This window comes from Pseudomonas sp. s4 (genome assembly GCF_046764235.1).
In the GTDB taxonomy this organism is placed as follows: Bacteria; Pseudomonadota; Gammaproteobacteria; order Pseudomonadales; family Pseudomonadaceae; genus Aquipseudomonas; species Aquipseudomonas asiatica.
The window spans coordinates 2801088-2817141 of record NZ_CP177209.1 but is presented as its reverse complement, the minus strand read 5'-3'; the positions used below and the strand labels follow the sequence as shown (position 1 = coordinate 2817141).

Here is a 16054-nt window from a genome sequence, read left to right as displayed (position 1 = left end):
CCCGGCGATTGTTGCGTTGATGCTGAAATCCGGGGGGCCGCTTTGCGGCCCATCGCGACACAAGGCCGCTCCTACACAGGTTCGGCGCCAGCCTTGAGGTGGCGCCGATCCTGTCAGGCCTTACACGGCGAGCGCGCGCTCACGCAGCTCGCTGTTGAGGATGCGGTCGTTCTCGCTGTAATCGACCGGGCAGTCGATCACGTGCACGCCCGGGGTCTTGATGCAGTGCTCCAGCAGCGGCAGCAGGCCTTCGGCGCTTTCCACGCGGTGGCCGTTGGCACCGTAGGCTTCGGCGTACTTGACGAAGTCCGGGTTGCCATAGTCCAGGCCGAAATCGGTGAAGCCCATGTTCGCCTGCTTCCAGCGGATCATGCCGTAGCCGTCGTCACGCAGGATCACCACGGTGATGTGCATGCCCAGGCGTACCGCAGTTTCCAGCTCCTGGCTGTTCATCATGAAGCCGCCGTCGCCACAAACCGAGATTACCGGGCGGTCCGGGTGCACCAGGTGCGCGGCCATGGCCGATGGCAGGCCCGCGCCCATGGTCGCCAGGGCGTTGTCCAGCAGTACGGTGTTCGGCTTGTGCGCCTTGTAGTTGCGGGCGAACCAGATCTTGTAGATGCCGTTGTCCAGGGCAACGATGCCTTCGGACGGCAGCACGCGACGGATGTCGGCGACCATGCGCTGCGGGTAGACCGGGAAGCGGTTGTCGTCGGCACCTTCGGCGATCTGTGCTTCGTTGGCTTCACGGATCGCCATCAGGCGGGTGAAGTCCCAGTGCGACGTGTCGTTCAGCGCTTCGCTGATCTGCCATACGGCGTTGGCGATGTCGCCGATCACTTCCACCTGCGGGAAGTACACGGCATCGACCTCGGCGGAGCGGAAGTTGATGTGGATGACTTCGGTGCCGCCACGGACCATGAAGAACGGCGGCTTCTCGATCACGTCGTGGCCGATGTTGACGATCAGGTCGGCGGCTTCGACGGCGCGGTGCACGAAGTCACCCGACGACAGCGCGGCGTTGCCCAGGAAGCGTGGATGGCGCTCGTCGACCACACCTTTGCCCATCTGGGTGGTGATGAACGGGATACCGGTCTTGTCGATCAGCTGCTTGAGGACCTTGGCGGTCATCTTGCGGTTGGCGCCGGCGCCGATCACCAGGATCGGGTTGCGGGCGTTCAGCAGCTTTTGTACGGCTGCGTCGATCGCCACGTGCTCGGCCAACGGGCGGCGGTGCAGGCTTGGCGGGATCGGCAGTGCGTCGGTCTGCTCGGCGGCGATGTCTTCCGGCAGCTCCAGGTGCACGGCACCCGGCTTTTCTTCTTCAGCCAGGCGGAAGGCTTCACGCATGCGCGAAGGGATGTTGTCGGCGGAAGCGAACTGGTGAGTGTACTTGGTGATGGGGTCCATCATGCCGCACACGTCGATGATCTGGAAACGGCCCTGCTTGGACTTCTTGATCGGCTTCTGGCCGGTGATCATCATCATCGGCATGCCGCCCAGGTAGGCGTAGGCGCTGGCGGTGACCAGGTTGGTGGCGCCAGGGCCGAGGGTCGACAGGCTGACGCCGGTCTTGCCGGTCAGGCGACCATAGGTGGCAGCCATGAAACCTGCGGACTGCTCGTGACGGGTAAGTACCAGCTTGATCTTCGACTTGCGCAGGGATTCGAGCAGGTCGAGGTTTTCCTCACCAGGAATGCCGAACACATACTCGACACCTTCGTTTTCCAGGCATTGCACAACGACATCGGCGGCCTTGGCCATTTGGGGTACTACCTCAAAATCTTTGTGGGATTGCAGATTTATTAAGCTGCGTGACTGAGATGTTGCAGGATGTCTCAGTGGCGCGCATCGTAGGCCCTCTGGTTAATAATAATAAATATATTGTTATGATGCTTGGCATCACAGCTTGTTATGAACGGTAACCCCCCTCAATGAACCTAAAGGCATTGCGCTGCTGCGTCGAGATCGTGCGCCAAGGCAGCTTTACCAAAGCCGCGCAGCACCTGCATATCGCCCAGCCGGCACTTAGCATGGCCGTTACCCGCCTGGAAGAAGAACTGGGCGTCACTCTGTTCAACCGCACCACGCGCAAAGTCATCCTGACAGCCGAGGGCGAACGCTTCCTGCCACGTATCGCATCGGCCCTGCGCGAAATGGATGTGGCGCGGCAAGAACTGCGTGACATGGCCGACCTGAAGCGCGGCGAAGTGCGCCTGGGAATCCCGCCGATGTTCGGCCTGCACTATGTACCCGGCCTGATGAACGCCTTCCGCCAACTGTACCCGGGTATTGCCATGACCGTGTTCGAAGGCAGTGCCGAGGACATTGGACATCGCCTGGAACAACGGGAGATCGACCTGGCGCTGCTGGAGTCCCGGCGCGTGCCGCCCGACAAGGAATCGATCCTCTTGGGCAGCGATGAGATGCTGGCGTGCATGCACCCTGACCATCCCTATGCTGGCAAGGCCTTCCTCACAGCCGAGGACCTGCGCAATACCGACATGGTGGTGTTCGACCGCACCTTCGTGCAGCGCCACCTGCTGGATGCGTTCTTCGCCGAACATGGCATCACGTACCAGGTAGCGCTGCAGAGCAACTTCGTATCGCTGGTGGTACAAGCCGCGCTGGACAACATGGGCGTGGCGACCCTGCTGCGCTCGGTGCAACAGCGCACACCGGGCATCGTCGGCGTACCGTTCCAGCCAGCGCAGCAGATGAGCTTCCGCTTGTGCTGGCGCTCGGGGGAATACCTGTCGCTGGCCAGCAAGCGCTTCATCGATTTTGCCGCGCAGACCCATTACCTGGAACGTTGATTCCACCCTGCTCGACGTCACTATCGCGAGTTGACTATGATCCCACCTTGAACGTTTCAGCATGTTTCACAAGGATCCAGATGTCAGTTCAGGAATTACCCCCTCTCTCTAGCAAAAGTACCGTCGCGAAGATGGAAGCTGCCATGGCACTGGGCAGCTTTGCCATTGGCACCGGCGAGTTCGCCATCATGGGGCTGATGCCCGATATCGCCAGCAATCTGCAATTGAGCGAGCCCCAGGTGGGCCATGCCATCAGCGCCTATGCGCTGGGGGTGATGGTTGGCGCCCCGACACTGGCGATCATCGGTGCCAGGCTGTTGCGCAAGCACATGCTGCTGTTGTTGATGGCGCTGTATGCCCTTGGCAACCTGGCTACCGCCTTCGCCCCCTCGTTCGGTGGCCTGGTCGCCTTCCGCTTCATCAGCGGCCTGCCCCACGGTGCCTACTTCGGCATCGCGGCGGTAGTGGCATCGAGCATGGTGGCCAAGGACCAGCGGGCGGGGGCCGTGGCCCGGGTGATGATGGGGCTGACCGTGGCCATGTTGCTCGGCAACCCGGTTGCCACCTTGCTGGGCCAGTACTTCGGCTGGCGCTCGGCGTTCGTGCTGGTCGGCGTGATCGCCCTGTGCACCATCGCCCTGGTCTGGCGTTACGTGCCCCAGCGCCACGATGAAGTGCGCAGCGACCCGCGCAAGGAACTGCAAGCTTTCACCCTGCCGCAAGTGTGGATGGCGCTGGGCATCGCCTCGATCGGCTTTGCCGGCATGTTCTGTGTGTTCAGCTACCTGGCGCCGACCATGTTGCAGGTGACCCAGGTGTCGCCGCAGTGGATTCCATTCGGCCTGGCGGCATTCGGCGTCGGCGGCATCGTCGGCAACATCGCCGGTGGCAAGCTGTTCGACCGCCTGCAGTTCCGCGCCGTCGGGCTGGTGCTGGTGTGGTCGATTGCCGTGCTGCTGTTCTTCAGCTTTGCCGCCCAGGCGCTGTGGAGCCTGCTGCTGGGCATTGGCCTGGTCGGCACCATGATTGCCCTGGCGGCGCCGTTGCAGATCCGCCTGATGGACATTGCCCATGAAGCGCCAAGCCTGGCGGCGGCGTCCAACCATGCGGCGTTCAACCTGGCCAATGCGCTGGGGCCGTGGCTGGGTGGCATGGCGATTACCGCAGGTATGGGCTGGACCAGCACCGGGTACATTGGCGCGGCTACGGCGCTGGTCGGGCTGGGGATCTACCTGGTGGCACGGCGGATGAAGGGTGGGCACTAAGGTTGAGGCCTGACAGATAGCGTGAACGGGGCTGCCATGCAGCCCATCGCCGGCAAGCCAGCTCCCACAGAGACCGCACAATGCCTGAAATTTTCATGGGCAGCGACGACCCGCGCCGCCCACTGGTGTGGATCAGCGAGCTGGCCAGCCCCAGGGAAATGATTACAATGCATGCCCCAACCTGAAATATGTTTTTCCCATGAAATCACTGCTTTACGCCGTATCCTTACTGTTTTCCTTCACCCTCCCTGCCCTGGCCAGCCCGCCGGCGACCTTCACCGAGGCCAAGGTGGTGGCCAAGCAGAAGGTGTACATGGACCAGGCCAGCAGTGCCATGGGCGACCTGTACTGCGGTTGCAAATGGGCCTGGGTGGGCAAGTCTGGCGGGCGTATCGATGCCGCCTCGTGCGGCTACCAGACCCGCAAGCAGCAGAACCGCGCCGAACGCACCGAATGGGAACACATCGTGCCGGCCTACACCTTCGGCAACCAGCGCCAGTGCTGGAAGAATGGCGGCCGCGAACATTGCGTGGATGACGACCCGGTGTTCCGCGCCATGGAGGCCGACCTGTTCAACCTGTACCCGGCAGTGGGCGAGGTAAACGGTGATCGCAGCAATTTCAACTACGGCATGGTTGCTGGCAATGCAGGGCAATACGGGCAGTGCACCACCAAGGTGGACTTCGTGCAGCGTGCTGCCGAACCACGCGACGAAGTGAAAGGCCTGGTCGCCCGTACCACCTTCTACATGTACGACCGTTACAAGCTGAGCATGTCGCGCCAACAGCAGCAGTTGCTGATGGCCTGGGACAAACAGCACCCGGTATCGGCCTGGGAGAAAGAGCGTGACCGGCGCATTGCCGCGATCATGGGGCATGCCAACCCCTTCGTGACCGGGGAACGCAAATGGACCGCCAACTACAAGCCAGTCGGCAGTGGCGTGGTGCAAGCGGTGCCGGCGAAGGCTGCCAAGCCAGAGGCAAAGCCGAGCCTGGCCAGTGCCGGGTCGGTGGGGGCGGTGCTTGGCAACCGCAACAGCCATGTCTATCACCTTTCCGTCGGCTGCCCAGGCTATACCCAGGTTACCGCGAAGAACCAGGTCACCTTCGCCACAGAGGGTGAGGCGCAGGCGGCGGGTTATCGCAAGGCGGGCAACTGCCGCTGATCGCCTTCCTCGGGGCCTGCGCGGCCCCCTTGCAATCGAGCGGGCTGCACAGCAGCCCGCAACAATGACCATCCGTCGCCCAGACGGCACCCCACTCCCCGCCCCCAGCCCAACGAATGACAGATCATCCGTAAAGGAGAGGTTCCATGATCCGCATTCGCCCACTTTCACTGTGCCTTGCCCTCGCCCTGGTCAGCGTCACTGGCACCAGCTTCGCCGCCACCGACACAGACACCGACAGCCGCCCGCAAACCGACCAGTACGGTGGCAAGACCGCCGGTGAAGACAGCAGCGTCAACAGCCCAGGCAGCAGCGAAACCAATGACAGCAGCGACACCGGCAGCAACAGCGATGCCGCCGACGGCGCCGCTGGCGGCTCCAACAGCACCGGCGAAGCAACCGGCTCCGGCGCCGGGCACACCGGTGGCACCGCCGAGGACCAGGACAGCCATTGAGGCCGGCCTGGGCTACACTGCGCCGGAACGCCCTGCCAAGGATTCACCATGAACCTCAAACCCTGGCTGCTCGCCGCCCTGCTGCCGTGCAGCGCCTTGGCCGTCGCTGGCAGCCAGGGCGCGCTGTCGATCAGCTCATCGTCGTTCACCGATGGCGGCGTGATCGCCTTGCAGCAGGTTGGCCCGGACCCGGCCTGTGGTGCTGGCGAAGAGCGCACCCCGCAACTGAGCTGGGACAACCTCCCCGCAGGCACTCAGTCGCTGGCACTGATCATGTTCGATCCGGACGGCGGCAAGGGTATTGGCGTGGTCCACTGGATCGCCTACAACATCGACCCGGCCCAGGATGGGCTGAAGGAAGGCGTCGCCGGGCTGACCGGGCAAGGCGTGACCGTAGGGCGCAACTCTCGGGGCACGCTCAGCTACCGCGGCCCCTGCCCACCCGCCGGCGACAACCCGCACCACTACGCGCTGACGCTGATCGCCACCGACCTGCCACTGGGTACCCTGCCCGAAGGCCTGGACCGCAGCGGCCTGCTGCAACTGCTGCAAGGCCACGCGCTGGGGGCGCAGAGCCTGGTCGGGCGCTATGGCCACTGAGCCTGGCCGTACCGGAACAATTAAACACCCCCATAGCATTTATCCATTGAATGGCCCAGCCGAACTGAAGTAAGCTCGGGCTCATTCACTGGAGAGCAACATGCCGAAACACACCCGCAACCACGCCAACCACACCGGCCGCACCCTGCGCCCTGTGCTGGCCGTTGCCGGCTGCGTGGCACCTGCCAGCTATTACTTTGGGTATTGGTTTAGCCATTAGGCGCCGATACCCACACGGCGCCCACCTTCGAGGGGCCGCCGAACATGAGAATACTCAAACCCCCGGTCGGCTCCCCGACCGGGGGTTTTGCTTTTCAGGCCTTTGAACAACACCGATTCACATTGAGGACAGATTCATGAACTACGCCACTTATTACTACGCAAACACCTACGCCTGGCGATTTAGCCAATCCCGTTCGGGCCAGCCTGCCGCCTCCGTTCGGTCTTCCACAGGTGGCAATGCAGCAGCCAATACGAATTCAACGATTTGTCGAACACCTCGATAGGGCCGACGACGCGGGCCAGAACCCGCCGTCCGCCCAGGGAAAAAACGCCATGCACGCCTCCAGCCTCGCCCTGACCCAGCCGCAAGCAGCCAACACCACCGTCAGCCAGCGCCTGCCCAGCCCGCACCTGCTCAAGCAGCAAATGCCGCTGTCCAGCGAACTTACCCAGCAAGTCCATGCCCACCGCCAGGCCATTCGCGACATCCTCGAAGGCCGCGACCAGCGCCTGCTGGTGATCGTTGGCCCGTGCTCGATCCACGACCCGCGCTCGGCCCTGGAATACGCCGACCGCCTGGCAGCCCTCAGCCGCGAAGTCGACGACAAGCTGCTGCTGGTGATGCGCGCCTACGTCGAAAAACCCCGCACCACGGTCGGCTGGAAAGGCCTGGCCTACGACCCGCACCTCGATGGCAGCGACGACATGCACGCCGGCATCGCGCTGTCCCGCGGGCTGATGCTGAACATGATCGAACGCGGCCTGCCGGTCGCCACCGAACTGCTGCAGCCAATGGCCGCCGGCTACTTCGATGACCTTCTGGCCTGGGCCGCGATTGGCGCGCGCACCACCGAGTCGCAGATCCACCGCGAAATGGTCAGTGGCTTGGAGCTGCCGGTCGGCTTCAAGAACGGCACCGACGGCGGCATCGCCATCGCCAGCGACGCCATGCGCAGTGCCGCCCACCCGCACCGCCACTTCGGCATGGATGCGCAGGGCTACCCGGCCATCATCGAGACCTTGGGCAACCCGGACACCCACCTGGTGCTGCGCGGCGGCCACAAGGGCCCGAACTTCGACGCCAACAGCATCGCCATGGCCCGCCAGGCGCTGGCCAAGGCCGGGCTGCAGGCGCGGATCATGGTCGATTGCAGCCATGCCAACAGCGGCAAGGACCCGGCGCGTCAGCCGGCGGTTTTCAACGATGTGCTGGCGCAGCGCCTGGCCGGCGACCGCTCGATCGTCGGCGTGATGATCGAAGGGCACCTGTTCGACGGCTGCCAGGCGCTGGGCAAGGGCGCGCTGAAATACGGCGTGTCGATCACCGACGGTTGCCTGGGTTGGGCCTCGACCGAAACCCTGTTGCGCGAGGCGGCACAAAAACTCTAGGCAGCGGGACGCAAGCCTGGCGAGACATACCCTGGACAAGTACGCTAGGCTTGCCTTTTTTACCCCAAGGAGCAGTACCCATGGCCCGTGCAACCGCCCGCCACATCCTGGTCAGCAGCATCGATAAATGCAACGAACTGAAAGCCCAGATCGAAGCAGGCGCCGACTTCGCTGAAATCGCCAAAGCCAACTCCACCTGCCCGTCCAGCCGCCAGGGCGGTGACCTGGGCTCGTTCGGCCCGGGCCAGATGGTCAAGGAGTTCGACACCGTGGTGTTCAGCGCCCCGATCAATACCGTGCAAGGCCCGGTGAAGACCCAGTTCGGCTACCACCTGCTGGAAGTGACCAGCCGCCAGGACTGATTCACCTGTTCAGGTGATGAGATCCCCTGTGGGAGCGGGCGTGCCCGCGAATGCGTCCGAGCATGCAGCCTCGTTGCCTGAGCTGACGCATTCGCGGGCACGCCCGCTCCTACAGAGATTGTGGTGCCTGTTCCTGCTTTGCCTGGCTTTCAACGCCCACGCCGGCTCCACCCACGCCCTCACCGTCTACGGCGAAGCCCCGCGCTACAACGCCAGCTTCCAGCATTTCGACTACGTCAACCCCGACGCCCCCAAAGGCGGCATCCTGCGCCGCTCGGCCATCGAGATCGGCCAGTTCGACCATATCCTGCCGTACATCGACAAAGGCATCGGTGTCAGCGAGGTCGATGGCCTGCTGTACGCGCCACTGGCCGTGCGCTCGTTCGATGAACCCTACACCGTCTACGGCCTGATCGCCCGGCGCATGGAGCGCGGCCCGGAGGATGCCTGGCTGCGTTTCGAGATCGACCCGCGCGCCACCTTCGCCGATGGCAAGCCGGTGCGCGCCGAAGACGTACGCTTTACCTTCGAGCTGCTGATGAGCAAGGGCAGCCTGAGGTATCGCACCCAGTTCGCCGATGTTGCCGCCGTCGTGGTGGAAAGCCCACACAGCGTGCGCTTCGACTTCAAGCCTGACCACGGCCGCACCCTGCCACTCGACCTCGCCAGCTTGCCGGTACTACCCGAACACGACTGGCAGCAGCGCGATTTTGCCAACGGCGCCGGCTTCGACAAGCCGGTCGGCAGCGGGCCGTACCGTATCGGGAGCATCGACAACGGCCGCAGCATCACCTTCCAGCGCGACGCCAACTGGTGGGCGCGCGATCTGCCGGTCAGCCGTGGCCGCTACAATTTCGACAAGCTGCGCATCGAGTACTTCGGTGATACCGAAGTGGCGCGGCAGGTGCTCAAAGGCGGCGGCTACGACTACAACCGCGAGTTCTCCGCCACCGCCTACACCCTGGGCTACAACGGCGCGCAACTGGACGACGGCCGCCTGCAGCGCGCCCACCTGGGCCCGGCCAAACCGCAGGTGGCCCAAGGCTTCGTGTTCAACCTCGACCGGCCGCCGTTCAAGGACCGTCGCGTGCGCCAGGCGCTGGGCATGCTGTGGGACTACGAGTGGAGCAACCGGCAGATGATGCGCAACATGTACATCCGCCAGCAGAGCGTGTTCTCCAATACCCCGCTGGCCGCCCGCCAACTGCCGGATGCCGGCGAGTTGAAACTGCTCGAACCGTTGCGCGGCAAGGTGCCGGACGAAGTCTTCAGCACCGTGTTCACCGCCCCGGTCACCGATGGTTCGGGGATCATCCGCAAGCAGCAGCTGCAGGCACTGGCGCTGCTCGAACAAGCCGGCTGGCGCCCCGAAGGCGACCGCCTGGTGAACAGCCAGGGCACGCCGCTGGCGTTTACCTTCCTCAACGGCCAGGCAGGCATGGAGCGCCTGCTGCTGCCTTGGAAGCGCAACCTGGCCCAGATTGGCGTGACCCTGGACATCCGCAACGTCGATTCGGCCCAGTACGTCAACCGCCTGATGGCACGTGACTACGACATGATCGTTACCGGCTACCCGGTCACCCTGTCGCCTGGCGCCGAGCTGTACAACTATTTCGGCTCGGCAGCAGCCCGCGATCCTGGGTCGAACAACCTGATGGTGCTGCAGGACCCTGCCGTGGACCGCCTGATCGACGGCCTGGTGCGCGCCGACACCCAGGCCGACATGCTGTACCACGCCCATGCCCTGGACCGGGTGCTGCAATGGAACTACTACTGGATCCCCAACTACTACCCACCGGGCAGCTCCACTGTCTGGTGGAACCGCTTCGGCCTGCCCAAGGTCCAGGCTGCCTATGACGAAGGCCTGGACACCTGGTGGGAAGTCAGCCCTGCCGCGCTGACCAACGCGCAAATGGCCGAACGCCGGAAATCCTCGCCATGACCACTTACCTACTGCGCCGTCTGCTGCTGATCGTCCCGACCCTGCTGGCGATCCTGTTGGTCAACTTCCTGATCGTCCAGGCCGCACCGGGAGGCCCGGTGGAGCAGGCGGTGGCACGCCTGCAAGGTATCGGCGGTGGCGCTCCCGGTGCCCGGGCCGAGGTGGTGCACGGCGAGTCACGTGCCACCCGTGGCCTGGACCCGAAACTGATCGAGGAGATCAAACGTCAGTACGGCTTCGACAAGTCCGCCCCCGAGCGCCTGTGGCTGATGCTGGGCCAGTACGCCCGGCTGGACTTCGGCAACAGCTTCTTCCGCGGCGCCAAGGTCACCGACCTGATCCTCGACAAGTTGCCGGTAACCCTGTCGCTGGGCTTCTGGGCCACGCTGATCACCTACCTGGTGTCGATCCCGCTGGGCATCCGCAAGGCGGTGCGCCATGGCAGCCGCTTCGATGCCTGGAGCAGTGCACTGATCGTGGTCGGCTATGCCCTGCCCTCGTTCCTGTTCGCCCTGTTGCTGATCGTGCTGTTCGCCGGCGGCACCTCGCTGAGCTGGTTCCCGGTGCGTGGCTTGGTCTCGGACAACTTCGACGAGCTCAGCCTGCTTGGCAAGGTCGCCGACTACTTCTGGCACCTGGTGCTGCCGGTCGGCGCCCTGGTGATCGGCGGCTTCGCCACCCTGACGCTGCTGACCAAGAACGCCTTCCTCGACGAGATTTCCCGGCAATACGTGGTTACCGCCCGCGCCAAGGGCCTGAGCGAACGCCGGGTGCTGTATGGCCACGTGCTGCGCAATGCCATGCTGTTGGTGGTGGCGGGGTTGCCGCAGGCGTTGATCACGGTGTTTTTCGCCGGCTCGTTGCTGATCGAGGTGATCTTCTCGCTCGATGGCCTTGGCCGCATGAGTTACGAAGCGGCCGTGTCGCGCGATTACCCGGTGGTGTTCGGCACGCTGTTCATCTTCACCCTGGCGGGCCTGCTGATCCGCCTGATCGGTGACCTGTCTTACACCCTGCTCGACCCGCGTATCGACTTCGACGCGAGGGCATACTGATGCTTTCACCGATCTCGCGTCGTCGCCTGCAACGCTTTCGCCGCAACCGCCTCGGCTGGGTTTCGCTGTGGCTGTTCACCGCACTTCTGCTGCTGAGCTTGTGCGCCGAGCTGGTGGCCAACGACAAACCGCTGCTGCTGGGCTACAAGGGCGACCTGTACGTGCCGGCGCTCAAGCGTTACACCGAGCAGCAGTTCGGCGGCCAGCTGCCGTTCCAGCCAGACTACCGCAGCGCCTATGTACGCCAGTTGATCGAGCAGCAAGGTGGCTGGATGCTGTTCGCCCCCATCCCGTTCAGCGCCGATACCCCCAACTACGACCTGCAGGTGCCCACCCCCAGCCCGCCGAGCGCAAGCAACTGGCTGGGTACCGACGACCAGGGCCGCGACGTGCTGGCCCGGGTGCTGTATGGCACGCGGGTATCCTTGCTGTTCGCCTTCGCCCTGACCGTGGTCAGCGTGCTGATCGGGGTGGCGGCCGGAGCCCTGCAGGGCTACCACGGTGGTTGGATCGACCTGGTCGGCCAGCGCCTGCTGGAGGTGTGGTCGGGGTTGCCGGTGCTGTACCTGCTGATCATCCTCAGCGGGTTCGTCGAGCCGGACTTCTGGTGGCTGCTGGGGATCATGGCGCTGTTCTCCTGGCTGACCCTGGTCGATGTGGTGCGCGCCGAGTTCCTGCGCGGTCGCAACCTGGAGTACGTGAAGGCCGCAAGGGCGCTGGGGTTGCCAGACAGCCAGGTAATGCTGCGGCACATCCTGCCCAATGCCATGAACGCAACGCTGACCTATGTGCCGTTCATGCTGACCGGGGCGATCACCACCCTGACTGCGCTGGATTTTCTCGGGTTCGGCATGCCGGCCGGGAGTGCTTCGCTGGGAGAGCTGGTGACCCAGGGCAAACAGCACCTGGAGGCGCCGTGGCTGGGCTTTACCGCGTTCTTTGCCCTGGCGGTGATTCTGTCGCTGCTGGTTTTTATTGGGGATGCCTTGCGGGAGGCCTTTGACCCCCGGACCTGATCAACGCCTGACTGGCACTTACAGCTTGTGCCAAAGGAATAAGGGGCGGTTGCAGAAGCTGAGTGCAACACGGTTATTGGATTGAAGTGGGCGCATCGTGCCGCATAGCCATGGCCTTTTGCATCACCTCACTCATCATTTCGATCGGACATTTGAAATCGAAGCGCTTACGGGGACGCATATTCAGTTGCAAGGCAATGGCGTCCAGCTCCTCCTGGCTATGTACCGACAGGTCTGTGCCCTTGGGCAAGTACTGGCGAATCAGGCCGTTGATGTTTTCGTTGCTGCCGCGCTGCCAGGGGCTGTGCGGGTCGCAGAAGTAAATTGCCACCCCGGTCTGCTGGGTGATTTCAGCATGCCGCGCCATTTCTCGGCCCTGGTCGTAGGTCATGCTCTTGCGCATCGCCAGCGGCATGCCATTGAGCGCTGCACTGAAGCCTTCCATCGCCGAGGTCGCCGTCGCGTCGTTCATCTTTACCAGCATCAGGTAGCCACTGGTTCGCTCCACCAGCGTGCCTACACACGAGGCGTTGGCCTTGCCCTTGATGAGGTCGCCTTCCCAATGCCCCGGCATCAGCCTGTCTTCAATCTCCGGCGGGCGCACATGAATACTGACCATCTCGGGGATCTGGCCGCGCCGATCCACGCCACCAGAGCGCGGTCGGCGCGTCGTCTTGCCTTGGCGCAGACAGATGATCAGCTCCTTACGCAGCTCACCCACTGGCAGGGCATAGATCGCGTTGTAGATCGTCTCGCGACAGACGTAGGCTTCTCTGAGGCTGGGAATGTTCATGCTGCGCAGCTTGCCGGCAATCTGCTCGGGAGACAAACGCTCGCGCAGCATATGGGCCACCAACTGGAAGCGCTCACTACTCGGCAAGAGCTTTCGTTTCGGTCGACAGCGTTGGCGGCGGGCCTGCATTTGCTGCTGGGCCAGGCGGGCCGAGTAGCCACCGCAAGCACCTCGGTTACGGCGCAGCTCACGGCTGATGGTCGAAGGGGATCGGTTGATCAAGCAGGCAATCCTGCGCAGGCTGAAGCCTTGGGTACGACCGATTTGAATGGTGGCGCGTTCTTCAACGCTGAGTTCGGAATAAGACATAGGGGCAGCACCGTACCGGAAAGGTCAGGTGTTGCACTCAGTTTTTGCCGCCGCCAGGTCTTGATCCGGCCCAGCCCCCACAAATGCTGTTAGGAAGGCCTTTCGATCCTCCAGCAGACTAATTTGATGTGCATACGAAAATTTTCTTTGCTGCCAATAAAACGGCTCAACAACAATATCCGTAATGATGCCACGATAATCAGAGCCACGCCATGAGATGCCAAAGGCAGTCGAACCGAGCGCTAATACTTCATTTGAGAGCTCATTAAAAGCACGGCGATCCTCACTGAGTTTTCGCAGCGATGCTTTTTGCTGCTCTGAGCCACCCACCAGCGCTTTCGTAACAGCCGCGACGCCCTTGCTCACTTGACGATCGCTGACTCGCACACGTTTTCTGAATGGCCACCTGAAGAGATTAGAAAATTTTAGCCGGCCAATCCTGAACTGTCCGGACGGGTCCACATAGTTTAAAGGGTCGCCTTGGCAATAAGTGTAAGCGTTAATACCTCCGGCCCCAAAGGGGCTTAATGCGTCTGGCGATTCGAAACCCATGCGTTGTGGCTTGAATACGCGATGACCATTCCCTAACAGATACCCGCCTGAAGCTGAACACAACCATTCTCCATTATATCCAGGCCTCAACGGATGGATAAGCGCCTGGGCAGAATACCCGAAGGGTAAATACGTATGAATATCAAGCGTGCGATTACACAGAAACGCCAATCCCGTGTGCTTCGCATCACTAACTACCATCGTACACTTCTTGCCGGACAACGTTGCCAAGCATGCAGCCTTCACCTGAAATAGCGAGACTGATTCTCCCGCTACTAAAACGGTAATCATTTTATCAATTTTGTAAAATCGGCGAGTATGCATTTCCTTCACTTGATATCTGGCCGCACTACCCCAACATATATTTTTTACGCGACAATTAAAACTGGCAGTTTTACTAGTGCCACGCACCATTCTAATGACAAGGGGAACAAGGCATACTCCCTTGTTACTCAAAGGGGAGCCCCATGCACGACAGCGACAGCCTCAAGGATTACCCCCAGGTACGACAACTGGCGATCCGCTCGCTGTTCGAAATCATCGAACAGTCCAGCGAAGGCACGGTAATCGTCGACCGCCAGGCGCGCATCGTCTGGATGAACGAACGCTACGCCCGGCGTTTTGGCCTGGCCGACGCGGCAAGCGCTATTGGCCAACCCTGCGAGGCGGTGATCCCGGGCAGCCTGATGCGCGAGGTGGTGAATAATGGCCGGCCAATCCTGCTGGACATGCTCGACACCCCGAACGAGCCGCTGGTGGTTATGCGCCTGCCCATCCACGACGACCAGGGCGCGCTAATCGGTGCCATCGGCTTTGCCCTGTTCGACGAGTTGCGCAGCCTGTCGCCGCTGCTCAAACGCTATTCCAGCATGCAGCAGGAACTGGCCTCGACCCGCTCGCAGTTGCGCGCTCGCCAGGCCAAGTACAGCTTCGCCCAGTTCGTCGGCAGCAGCGCCGCCAGCCTGGAGGCCAAGCGCCGCGCCCGGCGTGGCGCAAGCAGTGATTCGCCGGTGTTGCTGCTGGGCGAAACCGGCACCGGCAAGGAACTGTTGGCCCATGCCATCCATGCGGCGTCGGCGCGGGCGCACAAGGCGTTTGTCAGCATCAACAGTGCGGCGATCCCCGAGACGCTGCTGGAAGCCGAATTCTTCGGTACCGCCCCCGGCGCCTTTACCGGCGCCGACCGCAAGGGCCGCAGCGGCAAGCTGCAACTGGCCGAAGGCGGCACGCTGTTCCTCGACGAGATCGGCGACATGCCGCTGGCCCTGCAGAGCAAGCTGCTGCGGGTGTTGCAGGAGAAGGAGTACGAGCCGGTAGGCTCGAATCAGATGCTGCGCAGTGATGTGCGCATCATTGCCGCCACTTCCATCGACCTGCAGGCCGCCATCGCCCGCGGGGCATTCCGCGCCGATCTGTATTACCGGCTGAATGTGCTGCCGATCGAGGTGCCACCACTGCGGCAACGGCTGGAGGACCTGCCGGCGCTGTGCGAGGCCATCCTGGGCGAACTGGGCAGCCAGTATGAGCTCGAGGCCGAAGCGCAGCAGCTACTGGCGCGGCATGCATGGCCGGGGAACATTCGCGAGCTGCGCAATGTGCTGGAGCGGGCCACGCTGCTGGCGGATCAGCCGCGGCTGGGGGTGGCGGATCTTCGGGCGGCATTGGGGCCGTTGAGCCCGGTGGCGGGTGAACCTATGCGGCAGACTTACCGTGAGGCCTGTGAGGCATTTGAGCGCGAGCTGATTGTCGGGGCACTGGCCGAACATGGGGGAAATGTGCCGGAAGCTGCGTCGGCGTTAGGACTGGGGCGGTCAACGCTGTATAAGAAGATGGTAGCGCTCGGTCTCTGACTGGAGACTTTTGTTTCCATTTCGAGACTGTCGCGAGGGCTTTGCCCTCGATCGCGACACAAGGCCGCTCCTACAGGAGATTGCGGTGCACATGTAGGAGCGGCCTTGTGTCGCGATGGGCCGCAAAGCGGCCCCAAAATCTCAAGACAGAGACAAAAATTCAGAAGAAAACAAAATACCCATATAAATCAATGAGTTAAAAACTGGCACGATTCCCGCTATCTCCTGCTCACCGATAAAAACAAGACTCACCCAGGAGACCC

14 protein-coding genes are annotated in these 16054 nt (G+C 62.7%); 11 read left to right on the top strand and 3 right to left on the bottom strand.

Annotated features, from left to right (window positions below):
- Positions 1–120: 120 nt before the first annotated feature.
- Positions 121–1764, bottom strand: a complete 1644-nt coding sequence (locus ACK56M_RS13255) for an acetolactate synthase large subunit (RefSeq protein ID WP_013972567.1) — start codon at positions 1762–1764, stop codon at positions 121–123.
- 170 nt (positions 1765–1934) lie between these two features.
- Here ACK56M_RS13255 and ACK56M_RS13250 point away from each other — a divergent pair, with 170 nt between their 5' ends.
- The 10 genes from ACK56M_RS13250 (at position 1935) to ACK56M_RS13205 (ending at position 12287) form a co-directional block, all read left to right on the top strand.
- Positions 1935–2816, top strand: coding sequence for a LysR family transcriptional regulator (locus ACK56M_RS13250; protein ID WP_015270265.1), 882 nt, complete (start codon positions 1935–1937; stop codon positions 2814–2816).
- A gap of 80 nt (positions 2817–2896) precedes the next feature.
- Positions 2897–4081 (top strand): MFS transporter, encoded by a 1185-nt coding sequence (locus ACK56M_RS13245; RefSeq protein ID WP_170976247.1) that lies wholly within the window; start codon positions 2897–2899, stop codon positions 4079–4081.
- 199 nt (positions 4082–4280) lie between these two features.
- A complete protein-coding gene (locus ACK56M_RS13240) occupies positions 4281–5246 on the top strand; it encodes an endonuclease (RefSeq protein WP_015270262.1) in 966 nt (321 codons plus the stop codon).
- Between the two features lie 146 nt (positions 5247–5392).
- The gene (locus tag ACK56M_RS13235; RefSeq protein WP_015270261.1) at positions 5393–5701 is read left to right on the top strand and encodes a hypothetical protein; all 309 of its coding nucleotides are present in this window, start codon (positions 5393–5395) and stop codon (positions 5699–5701) included.
- Positions 5702–5749: 48 nt separating this feature from the next.
- The gene (locus ACK56M_RS13230) at positions 5750–6301 is read left to right on the top strand and encodes a YbhB/YbcL family Raf kinase inhibitor-like protein (protein WP_013972562.1); all 552 of its coding nucleotides are present in this window, start codon (positions 5750–5752) and stop codon (positions 6299–6301) included.
- 555 nt (positions 6302–6856) lie between these two features.
- On the top strand, positions 6857–7912 hold the full coding sequence (locus ACK56M_RS13225; protein WP_085720108.1) for a 3-deoxy-7-phosphoheptulonate synthase: 1056 nt from the start codon (positions 6857–6859) through the stop codon (positions 7910–7912).
- 80 nt (positions 7913–7992) lie between these two features.
- Entirely contained in the window at positions 7993–8274 is a 282-nt protein-coding gene (locus ACK56M_RS13220) for a peptidylprolyl isomerase (protein WP_015270259.1), read from the top strand.
- Between the two features lie 13 nt (positions 8275–8287).
- Positions 8288–10216, top strand: coding sequence for an extracellular solute-binding protein (locus tag ACK56M_RS13215; protein WP_102084098.1), 1929 nt, complete (start codon positions 8288–8290; stop codon positions 10214–10216).
- The gene (locus ACK56M_RS13210; RefSeq protein WP_100413742.1) at positions 10213–11271 is read left to right on the top strand and encodes a microcin C ABC transporter permease YejB; all 1059 of its coding nucleotides are present in this window, start codon (positions 10213–10215) and stop codon (positions 11269–11271) included. The genes ACK56M_RS13215 and ACK56M_RS13210 overlap by 4 nt, the downstream gene beginning before the upstream one ends.
- Positions 11271–12287, top strand: a complete 1017-nt coding sequence (locus ACK56M_RS13205) for an ABC transporter permease (protein WP_015270256.1) — start codon at positions 11271–11273, stop codon at positions 12285–12287. The genes ACK56M_RS13210 and ACK56M_RS13205 overlap by 1 nt, the downstream gene beginning before the upstream one ends.
- Positions 12288–12360: 73 nt before the next feature.
- Here ACK56M_RS13205 and ACK56M_RS13200 read toward each other — a convergent pair whose 3' ends face one another.
- Positions 12361–13389 (bottom strand): IS30 family transposase, encoded by a 1029-nt coding sequence (locus ACK56M_RS13200; RefSeq protein ID WP_188258425.1) that lies wholly within the window; start codon positions 13387–13389, stop codon positions 12361–12363.
- Between the two features lie 24 nt (positions 13390–13413).
- Positions 13414–14265 carry an RHS repeat-associated core domain-containing protein gene (locus tag ACK56M_RS13195; protein ID WP_411959505.1) on the bottom strand — a complete coding sequence of 284 codons (852 nt, stop codon included), beginning with the start codon at positions 14263–14265 and terminating at the stop codon, positions 13414–13416.
- A 143-nt stretch (positions 14266–14408) separates the two neighbouring features.
- Here ACK56M_RS13195 and ACK56M_RS13190 point away from each other — a divergent pair, with 143 nt between their 5' ends.
- Positions 14409–15791, top strand: a complete 1383-nt coding sequence (locus ACK56M_RS13190) for a sigma-54 interaction domain-containing protein (protein WP_015270254.1) — start codon at positions 14409–14411, stop codon at positions 15789–15791.
- Positions 15792–16054 lie beyond the last annotated feature (263 nt).

Coding starts and splice junctions, on each gene's coding strand:
- ACK56M_RS13205 (WP_015270256.1), top strand. CDS start 11,271: ATGCTTTCACCGATCTCGCGTCGTCGCCTGCAACGCTTTCGCCGCAAC.
- ACK56M_RS13255 (WP_013972567.1), bottom strand. CDS start 1,764: ATGGCCAAGGCCGCCGATGTCGTTGTGCAATGCCTGGAAAACGAAGGT.
- ACK56M_RS13210 (WP_100413742.1), top strand. CDS start 10,213: ATGACCACTTACCTACTGCGCCGTCTGCTGCTGATCGTCCCGACCCTG.
- ACK56M_RS13220 (WP_015270259.1), top strand. CDS start 7,993: ATGGCCCGTGCAACCGCCCGCCACATCCTGGTCAGCAGCATCGATAAA.
- ACK56M_RS13190 (WP_015270254.1), top strand. CDS start 14,409: ATGCACGACAGCGACAGCCTCAAGGATTACCCCCAGGTACGACAACTG.
- ACK56M_RS13225 (WP_085720108.1), top strand. CDS start 6,857: ATGCACGCCTCCAGCCTCGCCCTGACCCAGCCGCAAGCAGCCAACACC.
- ACK56M_RS13245 (WP_170976247.1), top strand. CDS start 2,897: ATGTCAGTTCAGGAATTACCCCCTCTCTCTAGCAAAAGTACCGTCGCG.
- ACK56M_RS13195 (WP_411959505.1), bottom strand. CDS start 14,265: ATGCATACTCGCCGATTTTACAAAATTGATAAAATGATTACCGTTTTA.
- ACK56M_RS13250 (WP_015270265.1), top strand. CDS start 1,935: ATGAACCTAAAGGCATTGCGCTGCTGCGTCGAGATCGTGCGCCAAGGC.
- ACK56M_RS13240 (WP_015270262.1), top strand. CDS start 4,281: ATGAAATCACTGCTTTACGCCGTATCCTTACTGTTTTCCTTCACCCTC.
- ACK56M_RS13230 (WP_013972562.1), top strand. CDS start 5,750: ATGAACCTCAAACCCTGGCTGCTCGCCGCCCTGCTGCCGTGCAGCGCC.
- ACK56M_RS13235 (WP_015270261.1), top strand. CDS start 5,393: ATGATCCGCATTCGCCCACTTTCACTGTGCCTTGCCCTCGCCCTGGTC.
- ACK56M_RS13200 (WP_188258425.1), bottom strand. CDS start 13,389: ATGTCTTATTCCGAACTCAGCGTTGAAGAACGCGCCACCATTCAAATC.